Raw genomic sequence first — 11,972 nt, 5'->3', positions numbered from 1 at the left:
GCGTCAGACTTTTTCGACTTCGGGACGGCCGAGCAGGCCGGTCGGCATGAAGATCAGCACGACGATCAGGATCGAGAACGCCGCGACGTCCTTGTACTCGACCGAGAAATAGGCCGACCAGAACGTCTCGATCAGGCCGATCGCGAGCCCGCCGAGCATGGCGCCGGGCAGCGAGCCGATGCCGCCGAGCACGGCGGCAGTGAAGGCCTTGATGCCGGCGACGAAGCCCATGAAGAAGTCGACCAGGCCGTAATACAGCAGGTACATCAGGCCCGCGACGGCGGCGAGCGCGGCGCCGATCACGAAGGTCATGGAGATGGTGCGGTCGACGTCGACGCCGAGCAGCGCCGCCATGGTCTGATCCTGCTCGCAGGCGCGCATGTCGCGCCCGAGCCGGGTGCGCGACACCAGCCAGGTGAAGATCGCCAGCAGCACGATGGTGGTGAGGACCACCATGATCTGGATGTTGGAGAGCTGGATCACGAAGCCGTCCTGGCTCTCGTGCAGCGTATAGCCGCCGGTGATGAAGGGCGGGATCGGCTTGACGCGGGCGCCTTGCGCCACTTGCGAATAATTCGTCAGCACGAACGACATGCCGATGGCCGACAGCATCGGGGCGAGGCGGAAGGAATGGCGCAGCGGCCGGTAGGCGATGCGCTCGATGGTCCAGCCATAGAGCGCGGTGATTGCCATCGACACCAGCAGCACCACGAGCAGGATCACGGGAACGGCCGTGAGGCCGAGCGAGATCAGGATCAGGAAGGTGATGAGGGCGATGAAGCCGCCGATCATGAAGACGTCGCCATGGGCGAAGTTGATCATGCCGACGATGCCGTAGACCATCGTGTAGCCGATCGCGATCAGGCCGTAGATGGAGCCGAGCACGAGGCCGTTGATGAGCTGCTGGGCGAAATAATCCATAAGCTGCCGTACCCAAACTTGACGCGGCTCAAAGGGAGCTCTTGCAGAGAGTTCTTGGGCCCCGGCAGCCCTTGAGCGTTCACATGGTTTTGTAACAGGAGGGAACTGGCGGCTGCAACTGGCCCGGTCTCCGCCTTAAGGCTTGTACAGAGATCATTTTGCCGCCGGGTTCCCGCACCTGCGAGGAACCGGGTTCCGCAGGCAACCAAAGTGGATGCGGGCCGTTGTCTTCCCTCTGACGTCCAACAAGGGAGTTTCCCCGAATGACGAAGCAGCAGAACCAGAATCCGGGTCAGCAGAACCAGAACCCCGGCCAGCAGCGTCCCGGGCAGCAGCAGGGCGGCGGTCAGAAACCCGGACAGCAGCAGCAGAACGATCCGATGCGCCAGGGCGATCGCCCGGGCCAGCAGGGTCAGCAGGACAAGTAGTTTGGGAGCCCAGAAGTAAGAGGGTGAGGCCCTGCCGAGAGGCGGGGCCTTTTTCTTATTGAAGAGTCGTTCCGGGGCGACTCGAAGAGCCGAACCCGACAATCTCGAGATTCCGGGTCTGGGGCTGCGCACCCGAATGGCGCCACGGGAGCAGGCAGTTAAGGTAAACAAAGGGTTTAAATTGCCGCCACAGTCTGATGCGAGTTAGCTCCGGCATGGCCGCCGCCTTCCATCGAAGGCGCGGCAAACCAGGCGGGAAGCGGCATGTTCAGGAACTGGCGGATCGGCTCGGTCAACGGCGCGCTGCTGGCGGCCTATTTCATTCCCGTATGGAGCCTCGTCGCCTTCAACATCATTGTTGCGCCCGTGCACGGCCTTTACGAGCGGCCGAGCGTCGCGGTGGCGCTGTATCTGAGCGACCACCTGCAGATGGCGGGCATGGACACGGTGCGTGCCGCCTGGCTGCTGGCGCTCGGACGGCTGACCGTGGTGGCGTTCTTCGCGATCTATCTCGTGCTGCTCTGCATTCCCCGAACCCGCAAGGGCGGCGGCAGTGACGAGGCGCTCGGGATTGCGCTGGCGATCGGCAGCCTGATCTCCTTTGCCAGCATGGTGATGGCCTCGAAGGTCGGCGAGCTGGCCGCGCTTCGGCTGCACGCCACCGAGCTTCTGCTCTTGCTCGGTGCGGCCATCGTGGTCGTGATCGAGAAGCCGGCGGCTGCGCCGAAGACGGCCGAGGCCGCCGCGCCGCCGAATCTTCAGCCTTTAGGTCTTGAGCAGGCCGAGCTCCTGCACAATCGCTGAGGCTTCCTTGACGGCGTGGTTCGCCGCCGGCACACCGCAATAGATCGCCTGCTGCAGCAGGATCTCCTTGATGTCGTCGGGCGTGAAGCCGCCCTCGGCGAGCGCCGCACGCACGTGCAGGCGGAATTCGTCCCATTGCCCGAGCGCGACCATGGTGCCGATCACGAGCACGCGCCGCGTGCGCTCGTCGAAATGCGGCCGCGTCCAGATCTCGCCCCAGGCGTAGCGGGTGATCAAGTCCTGGAAGTCGGTGTTGAACGCATTGCGGTTCGCGATCGACTTGTCGACCCAGGCATTACCCAGCACCTTGCGGCGCACGTTCATGCCGGCATCGCGGCGCTTCTGGTCGTCCATCGTTTCCTCCTTCGTCATTGCGAGCGCAGCGAGGCAATCCAGGATCTTTCCGCGGCGGCAGTCTGGATTGCTTCGCTGCGCTCGCAATGACGAGTTGTGAGATCAGCGCTGCGTCAGGAACCCCACCACCGCATCCGTGAACGCATGCGGCTGCTCGACGTTGGAGATGTGCGCGGCGTCGATGATGGTCATGCTGGCGCCGGGAATGTTGGAGCGGATCAATTCGGCCGCCGAGATCGGCGTCGCCACGTCGTGGCGGCCGGCGATCACCAGCGTCGGGCTCTTGATCTTCGGCAGCAGCGCGCGCTGGTCGAGCGTCGACAGCGCCTCGCAGCAGGCGAGATAGCCTTCAACGGGTGACGCCAGCAGCATCGATTTCATCTTTGCGGTGATCGCAGGCTCGCGCTCGCGGAAATCCTGGGTGAGCCAGCCCGCGATCACAGCGTCGGCGACCGCGGCGATGCCGCCTTTTTTCACCGCCTCGATTCGTTCCAGCCATCGGGTCGGCTCGGCATAATAGCAGGAGGTGTTGGCGAGGATGAGCTTGCCGAACCTTTCGGGCGCATTGGCGCCGAGCCATTGCCCGACCATGCCGCCCATCGACAGGCCGCACCAATGCACCTTCTCGATGTTGAGATCGTCGAGGATCGCGAGCACGTCGCGGCCGAAGCGCTCCATCGTGTAGGGGCCGGGCGGAACGTTCGACTTGCCGTGGCCGCGGCGGTCGTAGCGGATGACGCGGAACACCTGCGTCAGCGCCTTCATCTGTGGCTCCCACATCTGCAGCGTGCAGCCGAGCGAGTTCGACAGCATCAAGGTCGGCCCGCCGTCGCGGCCTTCGACGGAGACGTTGAGGAGGCATCCGTCGGCATCGATCATGGGCATGCGGCGTCTCCACTCCTAATCTTGATCGAGGTTGTCGAGCAGGCGGTCGATCAGCGCCTGTGACGCCCCTTGATAGGCCATCGGCTCGAACAGTGCCGCAATTTTTTCCGGCGTAAGGTGCGCGGTGACTTGCGAATCGGCCGACAGCACCTCGCGCAGATGCTTCTTCTCGGCGACGGCGCGCTTGCTCGCGGCCTCGACCAGATGATGCGCATCGCTCTTGCCGATGGCTTCGGCGAGCGCGAAGGTGACGGCCTCCGCCATGATCAACCCGTGCGTCGCATCGAGATTGCTGCGCATGCGCGCCGCATCGACCTCGAGACCCTCGGCGATGTCGACGACGGCAGCCAACGCGCCGGAGGTGACCAGCATCAATTGCGGCAGCGTCGGCCATTCGGCGTGCCAGGGGCCGGCACTGCGTTCATGGTCCTGCACCTGGGCGGCGAAAATCGTCGCGGCGAGCTGCGGGGCCATGGTCGCGGCGCCCAGCGCGCTCGCGGCGGCGACCGGGTTGCGCTTGTGCGGCATGGTCGAGGAGCCGCCGCGGCCTTCGCCGGCCGGCTCGAACGCTTCGGCGACGTCGGTCTGCATCAGCAGCGAGACGTCGCGCGCGATCTTGCCGCAGCTGCCGGCGAGAATGGCGAAGCAGGATGCAGCCTCGGCGATGCGGTCGCGATGGGTATGCCAGGGCGCCTCCGGCAGCGGCAGGTTCAGCTCCTGCGCCAGCCGTTCGGCCACCGCGAGCCCCTTGTCGCCGAGCGCAGCGAGCGTGCCGGCGGCGCCGCCGAATTGCAGGGCGAGGCCCTCGCGGGAGAGCCGCCGCAGGCGGCAGCGGGCGCGGGCAAGGCTCGAGGCGTATTCGGCGGCCTTCAGCCCGAACGGCATCGGCAGCGCGTGCTGGAGCCAGGTCCGCGCCACCATCGCGGTATTGCGATGGCTGCGCGCCAGCGCGGCAAAGCCCTTGATGGCGCGGCTGAGGTCGGCGTCCAATGCGGCGATGCCGGCGCGCAGCGTCAGCATGGTCGCGGTGTCGATGACGTCCTGGCTGGTCGCGCCCCAATGCACGTAGCGCGCGGCCTCCGCGTCATTCTTGGCGACATTGGCGGTCAGCATCTTGACCAGGGGAATCGCGAGATTGCCCGATCGCGTCGCGGCCTCCGCCAGTGCGGCGAGGTCGAAGCCATCGGCCTTGCATGCCGCCTCGATCGATCCGACGGCGGATGCCGGAATCACCGCGCTGGCGGCCTCGGCGCGTGCCAGGGCTGCCTCGAAATCGAGCATGTTCTGCAGGGTCGACCGATCGTCGCAGATCGCGCGCATGGCGGCGCTCGACAGCATCGGTGCGAGCAGGGGGGAGATGGATGTGCTCATGTTGCGCGCGACCTAATCATCATGGCCCGGCCCTGCCAATCCCCCACCGCCCGCACACGTCATTTTGCAGTTGCGAATATGCATTGCACGTGACCGGGCGCCGGCCTTTTCTTTGCCGCGTCGCTGCGTTACTTGATCAGCAGTATAGTTGCGCGATCCGGGAGGCACCCTCATGGCCATGACGATGAACGGCGAAGTCCAGCTTGCGGCGCCGCGCGAGGCCGTGTGGGCCAAGCTCAACGATCCCGAGGTGCTGAAGGCCTGCATCCCCGGCTGCGAGGAGCTGGAGAAGACCGACGACGGCGGCTTCCGCGCGACGGCGAAAATGAAGGTCGGGCCGGTGTCGGCGCGCTTCAAGGGCAAGGTCACGCTGTCCGATCTCGACCCGCCGAACGGCTACAAGATTTCCGGCGAGGGCGAGGGCGGGGTGGCCGGATTCGCCAAAGGCGGCGCGGCCGTCAAGCTCGCCGAGAAGGACGGCGGCACGCTGCTCTCCTACGACGTCGAGGCGCAGATCGGCGGCAAGTTGGCGCAGCTCGGCCAACGCCTTATCAATGGCGCCGCCAAGAAGCTGGCCGACGAATTTTTCGCGAACTTCGCCAAGGCGGTGCAGGGCTGAAGGTCCAATACCTTTAGCATAGCGCCTTCGGCATGGCGCCTTGCGCCCTGGGCGATGTTGCCCCGGGGCATAATGGCCCATATGATGGGTTGGAATAATTATAAGAACCGCTTCGACGGGACCCGTTGGGGCGCTGATAGAGAGTGCTTATGGCAAAAATCTCCCTCATCGTGAACGGCAATCCTGTGACGGCCAACGTCGATCCCCGCACGCTTCTGGTGCAATTCCTGCGCGAGAATCTGCGCCTGACGGGCACCCATGTCGGCTGCGACACCTCGCAGTGCGGCGCCTGTGTCGTGCATCTCGACGGCAAGGCCGTGAAGTCCTGCACCACGCTTGCGGTGATGGCCGACGGTCACGAGGTCAAGACGATCGAGGGGCTCGCTGCCGACGGCGCGCCGCTGCATCCGATGCAGGAGGCCTTCCGCGAGCACCACGGCCTGCAGTGCGGCTTCTGCACGCCGGGCATGATCATGACCGCGATCGACATCGTGCACCGCAAGGGCCACGAGCTCGACGACCACACCATTCGCGAGGAGCTCGAAGGCAATCTCTGCCGCTGCACGGGCTACCAGAACATCGTGGCGTCGATCTCCGCCGGCGCCAAGGCGATGGCGAAATCCGATCTCGCGTAACGCGCACCCCGCGATCAGGACATTCAAATGTACGAATTCAAATATCATCGCCCCGGCACCGTGCGCCAGGCGGCCAACCTCCTGGTGAAGAACGAGGACGCCAAGGTGATCGCCGGCGGTCACACGCTGCTTCCCGTCATGAAGCAGCGCCTCGCGAGCCCACCGCATCTGGTCGACCTCTCCCACATCGAGGGGCTCAACACGATCGAGATGAAGGGCCGCTCGCTGGTGATCGGCGCCACCGCCAAGCACGCCGAGGTCGCGACCTCGGCCATCGTCGGCGAGGCGATCCCGGCGCTGGCGAATCTCGCCGGCGGAATCGGCGATCCCGCCGTGCGCCACAGGGGCACGATCGGCGGCTCGCTCGCCAACAACGATCCGACGGCCGACTATCCCGCCGCGGTGCTCGCGCTCGGCGCCACCATCGTCACCAACAAGCGCCGGCTCAAGGCGGAAGAGTTCTTCCAGGGCCTGTTCACGACCGCGCTCGAAGCGGACGAAATCATCACCAAGGTGATGTTTCCGCTGCCGAAGAAGGCCGCCTACGTCAAGTTCCGCAACCAGGCCTCGCGCTATGCGCTGGTCGGCGTGTTCGTGGCGCGGCGTCCGTCGGATGTGCGCGTTGCCGTCACCGGTGCGGGCTCCGAAGGCGTGTTCCGCGTCACCGCATTCGAGGAGGCCCTAAAGAAGCGCTTCGCCTCGAAGGCGCTGGAGGGCATCGCGGTACCGGCGGAAGGCCTCAACAGCGACATCCACGGCAGCGCCGAATACCGCGCGCATCTCATCGGCGTGCTGACGCGCCGCGCCGTCGACGCCGCCAATGCCAAGGAATGAGCTGACCTCATTCCTCGGTCCAGACCTGTCCCAGTGAGGGCGTAGCGAGACTGGCTTTTTCATGACTTCAGCGGCCACTTCTTCCGGTGCTTTGCCGGCATCGGTCGATGCGATGCTCGAACTCCTGACGTCGCGCGGCTATCTCGCCGAGCGATCGCTGGCGACGGTGACGTATCTGTCGCTGCGCATGGGCCGGCCGCTGTTCCTGGAAGGCGAGGCCGGCGTCGGCAAGACCGAGATCGCAAAAGTGCTCTCTGCGGCGCTGGGGCGGAAGCTGATCCGCCTGCAGTGCTATGAAGGCCTCGACGTCTCTTCCGCGGTCTACGAGTGGAACAGCGCCGCGCAGATGATCGCGATCCGGATGGCGGAAGCCGCCGGCGACACCGATCGCGATCAGCTGTCCAGCGACATCTTCGCGGATCGCTACATGATCAAGCGGCCGCTGCTCCAGGCGCTTGAGCCCGATGTCGCGGGACCGCCGGTGCTGCTGATCGACGAGCTCGACCGCGCCGACGAGGCGTTCGAGGCGTACCTGCTCGAGATCCTCAGTGACTTCCAGGTGACCATCCCCGAATTCGGCACGGTGAAGGCACCGCACCCCCCGATCGTCATCATCACCTCCAACCGCACCCGCGAGATCCACGACGCGCTGAAGCGGCGCTGCCTCTATCACTGGGTCGATTATCCCGCCGCCGAGCGCGAGCTTGCGATCGTCAAGACGCGCGTGCCCGGCATCTCAGCCAAGCTGTCGCAGCAGGTCGTGCGCTTCGTGCAGGCGCTGCGCAACCAGGACTTCTACAAGTCGCCGGGCGTCGCCGAGACCATCGATTGGGCCACCGCCCTGTCCGAGCTCGATGCCCGCTCGCTGACCCCGCAAGTGGTCGGCGACACGCTGGGCGCGCTGCTCAAGTACCAGGACGACATCACCCGCATGCAGGGCGACACGCTGCAGAAGGTGCTGAAGGACGCGACGAGCGAGAATTGATCTCGCGTCAAATTGAGTTCGTCATTCCGGGGCGCGCGTCAGCGCGAACCCGGAATCCATTGGGCAGCGGCGACGGTGGATGAATGGATTCCGGGCTCGCGCCAAGTGGCGCGCCCCGGAATGACGGAGCGAGGATAGACCATGGCCATCAACCACCTTGCCCCCGAAAAGACCGAGCAATTCGCCGACAACATCGTCGGCTTCGCCCGCGCGCTGCGTGCCGCCGGCATGCCGGTCGGGCCGGGCGCCGTCATCGATGCCATGAGCGCGCTGCAGGTGATCGACATCGGCAACCGATCCGACGTCTTCACCACGCTGGAGGCGATCTTCGTCAAGCGTCACGAGCATGCGCTGATCTTCAAGCAGGCCTTCAATCTGTTCTTCCGTGCCTCGGAAGAGTGGAAGCACATGCTGGACTCGGTGCCGCTGCCGGACGAGGCCAAGAAGAAACCCCAGGCCGGCGCCCGCCGCGTCCAGGAGGCGATGTCGCAGCCGCGCATGACCGAGACGCCGCAGCACCAGGAGCAGGATTTGCGCCTGTCGGTTTCCGACAAGGAGATCCTGCAGAAGAAGGATTTTGCGCAGATGAGCGCGGCGGAGATCGCCGAGGCGCTCCGTGCCGTCGAGCGGATGCATCTGCCGCAGGCCGAGCTCTTGACGCGCCGGCAACGGCCCGATGCCCGCGGCCTGCGCCTCGACCTGCGCCGCACGCTGCGCGCATCTTTACGCACCGGCGGCGACATCATCGACATCCATCGCCTCGGGCGGATCGAGAAGCCGGCGCCGATCGTGGCGCTGCTCGACATCTCGGGCTCGATGAGCGAATACACCCGACTGTTCCTGCATTTCCTGCATGCGATCACGGATGCCCGCAAGCGCGTCTCGGTGTTCCTGTTCGGCACGCGCCTCACCAATGTCAGCCGCGCGCTGCGCCAACGCGATCCGGACGAGGCGCTGGCGAGCTGTTCGGCGTCGGTCGAGGACTGGGCTGGCGGTACCCGCATCTCGGCCTCGCTGCATAACTTCAACAAATTGTGGGCGCGGCGGGTGCTGAGCCAGGGCGCAATCGTGCTCCTGATCTCCGATGGGCTGGAACGGGAGGCCGATTCCAGGCTCGCCTTCGAGATGGACCGGCTGCACCGGTCTTGCCGGCGGCTGATCTGGCTCAATCCGCTGCTCCGGTTTGGCGGCTTCGAGGCCAAGGCGCAGGGCATCAAAATGATGCTCCCCCACGTTGACGAATTCCGCCCGGTACATAATTTGAGTTCGATCCAGGAGCTGATCACGACGCTCTCCCAGCCGCTGCCCCCGCATCACCGCAGCCTGATCCGCTCCGCAGCTTGAGAGGCCAGCCATGCTCGATCGCGACGAGGACATCCTGAAGGCGGCGGAGGACTGGCAGAAGGCCGGCCGAGGCGTTGCGCTGGCGACGGTCGTCGAGACCTGGGGCTCGGCGCCGCGCCCGGCGGGCTCCAGCCTCGTCATCAACGACGAAGGCACCTTCCTGGGCTCCGTGTCCGGCGGCTGCGTCGAGGGCGCCGTAGTCACCGAGGCCATGGACGTGATCGAGAGCGGCAAGCCCAAGATGCTGGAGTTCGGCGTCGCCGACGAGACCGCCTGGAATGTCGGGCTGTCCTGCGGCGGCACCATCCGCGTCTTCGTCGAGAAGGTCGGTTAGCCGTGAAGCTCGATATTCTGCACGAACTCAATGCCGAGCGCGCCGCGCGCCGACCGGTGATCCTGGTGACCGACACTGAGAGCGGCGAGCAGCGCCTGGTGAAGGCGAAGGATTTCGCCAGGGATCCGCTGCGCGCCGAGCTGGACAAGCAGCTTCGCACGGGCAAGAGCGCCAGTGTCGAGGCCGGCGGCAAGAAGCTGTTCCTCAACGTCTACGCCCCGACGGCAAAGCTCGTCATCGTCGGCGCGGTCCATATCAGCCAGGCGCTGGCGCCGCTGGCGCGCTCGCTCGGTTATGACGTCGCCGTGGTCGATCCGCGCACGGCCTTCGCGAGCCCGGAGCGCTTTCCGGACATTCCGCTGATCGCCGAATGGCCTGATACGGCGCTGCCGCCGCTCAACGTCGACGCCTACACGGCGTTCGTCGCGGTGACGCACGATCCCAAGATCGACGACCCCGCGCTGCTGCACGCCTTCGAGCGCAACTGCTTCTACATCGGCGCCCTCGGCTCGCGGAAGACGCATGCCAAGCGTGGCGACCGGCTGCGGGCGCAGGGCGCCAAGGAAAGCGACATCGCGCGCATCCACGCGCCCATTGGCCTTGCGATCGGCGCGGTCTCGCCATCCGAGATCGCGGTGGCGATCATGGCCGAGATCACGGCCGTGCTTCGGCTGCCTCCCAAAGAAAAAGAAGAAGCGGCATGAAGTTCGGCCCGGCGAGCCCGAGGGATGCGATTGGCGGGGTGACCGTCCACACCCTGCGCCAGGGATCGCTGGTGCTGAAGAAGGGCACGACGATCGGGCCTGCCGAGGTCGAGGCGCTGGAGCGCGCCGGCATCAAGGACATCGTCGTGGTGCGCATGGAGGCGGGCGACGTCTCCGAGGACGTTGCGGCCGCCAGCATCGCGCTCGCCATCGGCGGCGAGGGCATCCATGTCGAGCGCGCGTTCACCGGCCGAGCCAATCTGTTCGCCGCGCGAGCGGGCGTGCTGGTGATCGATCGCGCCGCGGTCGACCGCATCAACAACATCGACGAAGCCATCACCTTTGCGACGCTCGCCGCCTACAAGCCGGTGGTCGAGGGCGAGATGGTCGGCACCGTCAAGATCATCCCGTTCGGCGTCGAAGCGAGTTTGCGCGATGCCGCGGTGAAGGCGGCGGGCAAGGACGTATTGAAGGTCGCGCCTTACGTGATCAAGCAGGTCGGCGTGGTCTCGACGCTGCTGCCGGGCCTGTCTTCGAAGGTGATCGACAAGACCTTGCGCGTCACCGCCGAACGGCTGGCCCCGGCCGGCGCCAGCATCATTGCCGAGCGCCGGGTCCCGCACGAGGAGCAGGCGCTGTCGGCCGCGATCAAGGAATTGCTTGGGCTCGGCGCCGAGCTCGTGATCGTGTTCGGCGCGTCAGCGATCGCCGACCGCCGCGACGTGATCCCGGCGGCGGTGACCGGAATCGGCGGCGAGATCGAGCATTTCGGCATGCCGGTCGACCCCGGCAATCTCTTGCTGATCGCCCGCGCCGGCGACGTGCCGGTGCTGGGCGCGCCGGGCTGCGCGCGCTCGCCGGTCGAGAACGGTTTTGACTGGGTCGTGATGCGGCTTCTCGCCGGCATCGAGGTGACGCGGTCCGAGCTGATGGGCATGGGCGTCGGTGGCCTCTTGATGGAGATCGTGACGCGGCCGCAGCCGCGCGCCAAGCCCGAGACCGAGGGCAACAGCCAGGTCGCGGCCATCGTGCTCGCGGCGGGCCGCTCGACGCGGATGGGCGGACCGAACAAGCTGCTCGCCGAGCTCGACGGCAAGAAGCTGGTGCGCCTCGCGACTGAGCAGGCGCTGGCCTCCAAGGCATCCGAGGTGATCGTCGTCACCGGTCATCAGGCCGAACTGGTCGAGCAGGCGCTGCAAGGCCTGAAGGTGAAATTCGTCCGCAACCCTGACTTCGCCGGCGGCATCGCCAGCTCGGTCAAGGCGGGAATCGCGGCCGTGCCCGAGACCTGCGACGGCGCCGTGGTGTGTCTCGGCGACATGCCGCTGATCGACGCCGGCCTGATCGACCGGCTCATCGACAGTTTCGCACCGGACCGCGGCAACCTCATCGTCGTGCCCGTCAGCGAAGGCCGCCGCGGCAACCCCGTGCTGTGGTCGCGCCGCTTCTTCAAGGAGCTGATGACGCTCGACGGCGACATCGGCGCGCGGCATTTGATCGCCAAGCACACCGAGGCCGTCGCCGAGGTGCCGGTGGACGGCGAGAGCGCCTTCCTCGACATCGACACGCCGCAGGCATTGGAAGCGGCAAGACGCGGATGAGGGTGCCGTAGGGTAGGCAAAGGCGCGCAGCGCCGTGCCCACCGTCTCGTCATTGCGATCGACAATTCGTGGGCACGCTGCGCTTTGCCCACCCTACGGCGCCTCCCAAGCCTCCCGATTTCAACCACCCGTTCACCATCTGGAAACGACCGC

Annotated in this window: 14 protein-coding genes; 10 read left to right on the top strand and 4 right to left on the bottom strand. The window is 66.2% G+C overall.

The genetic code is table 11. The annotated features are described in order from the left end of the window. Positions 1-3: 3 nt before the first annotated feature. Positions 4-921: a branched-chain amino acid ABC transporter permease LivH gene (locus DCG74_RS29275; RefSeq protein WP_172783001.1), complete on the bottom strand. Its 918-nt coding sequence runs from the start codon at positions 919-921 to the stop codon at positions 4-6. 263 nt (positions 922-1,184) lie between these two features. On the opposite strand from DCG74_RS29275, the gene DCG74_RS29270 reads away from it, so the two are divergent. Together DCG74_RS29270 and DCG74_RS29265 are read left to right on the top strand one after the other, a co-directional pair. Further along, complete coding sequence (locus DCG74_RS29270) at positions 1,185-1,349, top strand: hypothetical protein (RefSeq protein WP_172783002.1); 165 nt, start codon at positions 1,185-1,187, stop codon at positions 1,347-1,349. Between the two features lie 264 nt (positions 1,350-1,613). Continuing rightward, positions 1,614-2,153, top strand: coding sequence for a hypothetical protein (locus DCG74_RS29265; protein ID WP_172783003.1), 540 nt, complete (start codon positions 1,614-1,616; stop codon positions 2,151-2,153). Here DCG74_RS29265 and DCG74_RS29260 read toward each other — a convergent pair. From DCG74_RS29260 to DCG74_RS29250, 3 genes are all read right to left on the bottom strand, one after another. Then, positions 2,115-2,507, bottom strand: a complete 393-nt coding sequence (locus tag DCG74_RS29260) for a carboxymuconolactone decarboxylase family protein (RefSeq protein ID WP_024340834.1) — start codon at positions 2,505-2,507, stop codon at positions 2,115-2,117. The two genes, DCG74_RS29265 and DCG74_RS29260, sit on opposite strands and share 39 nt — an antisense overlap. A 102-nt stretch (positions 2,508-2,609) precedes the next feature. Continuing rightward, positions 2,610-3,392, bottom strand: a complete 783-nt coding sequence (gene pcaD / locus DCG74_RS29255; RefSeq protein ID WP_172783004.1) for a 3-oxoadipate enol-lactonase — start codon at positions 3,390-3,392, stop codon at positions 2,610-2,612. A 15-nt stretch (positions 3,393-3,407) separates the two neighbouring features. After that, positions 3,408-4,763, bottom strand: a complete 1,356-nt coding sequence (locus tag DCG74_RS29250) for a 3-carboxy-cis,cis-muconate cycloisomerase (RefSeq protein WP_172783005.1) — start codon at positions 4,761-4,763, stop codon at positions 3,408-3,410. Between the two features lie 172 nt (positions 4,764-4,935). On the opposite strand from DCG74_RS29250, the gene DCG74_RS29245 reads away from it, so the two are divergent. From DCG74_RS29245 to DCG74_RS29210, 8 genes are all read left to right on the top strand, one after another. Further along, positions 4,936-5,382 (top strand): carbon monoxide dehydrogenase subunit G, encoded by a 447-nt coding sequence (locus DCG74_RS29245; RefSeq protein ID WP_036012850.1) that lies wholly within the window; start codon positions 4,936-4,938, stop codon positions 5,380-5,382. Between the two features lie 149 nt (positions 5,383-5,531). Further along, a complete protein-coding gene (locus DCG74_RS29240) occupies positions 5,532-6,017 on the top strand; it encodes a (2Fe-2S)-binding protein (RefSeq protein ID WP_014494194.1) in 486 nt (161 codons plus the stop codon). A gap of 27 nt (positions 6,018-6,044) precedes the next feature. After that, entirely contained in the window at positions 6,045-6,851 is an 807-nt protein-coding gene (locus DCG74_RS29235) for a xanthine dehydrogenase family protein subunit M (RefSeq protein ID WP_172783006.1), read from the top strand. 61 nt (positions 6,852-6,912) lie between these two features. Continuing rightward, on the top strand, positions 6,913-7,836 hold the full coding sequence (locus DCG74_RS29230; RefSeq protein WP_172783007.1) for a MoxR family ATPase: 924 nt from the start codon (positions 6,913-6,915) through the stop codon (positions 7,834-7,836). A gap of 141 nt (positions 7,837-7,977) precedes the next feature. Continuing rightward, the gene (locus tag DCG74_RS29225; RefSeq protein WP_172783008.1) at positions 7,978-9,180 is read left to right on the top strand and encodes a VWA domain-containing protein; all 1,203 of its coding nucleotides are present in this window, start codon (positions 7,978-7,980) and stop codon (positions 9,178-9,180) included. A 10-nt stretch (positions 9,181-9,190) separates the two neighbouring features. After that, positions 9,191-9,514, top strand: coding sequence for an XdhC family protein (locus tag DCG74_RS29220; protein WP_008564652.1), 324 nt, complete (start codon positions 9,191-9,193; stop codon positions 9,512-9,514). A gap of 2 nt (positions 9,515-9,516) precedes the next feature. Beyond that, on the top strand, positions 9,517-10,218 hold the full coding sequence (locus tag DCG74_RS29215; protein ID WP_172783009.1) for an XdhC family protein: 702 nt from the start codon (positions 9,517-9,519) through the stop codon (positions 10,216-10,218). Then, the gene (locus tag DCG74_RS29210) at positions 10,215-11,819 is read left to right on the top strand and encodes an NTP transferase domain-containing protein (RefSeq protein WP_172783010.1); all 1,605 of its coding nucleotides are present in this window, start codon (positions 10,215-10,217) and stop codon (positions 11,817-11,819) included. Before DCG74_RS29215 ends, DCG74_RS29210 begins: the two co-directional genes overlap by 4 nt. The last annotated feature ends 153 nt before the right edge of the window (positions 11,820-11,972 follow it).

Source organism: Bradyrhizobium sp. WBAH42, assembly GCF_024585265.1.
Lineage (GTDB): Bacteria > Pseudomonadota > Alphaproteobacteria > Rhizobiales > Xanthobacteraceae > Bradyrhizobium.
The sequence above is the reverse complement of the archived record's forward strand: the minus strand, read 5'-3'. Positions and strand labels throughout refer to the sequence as shown.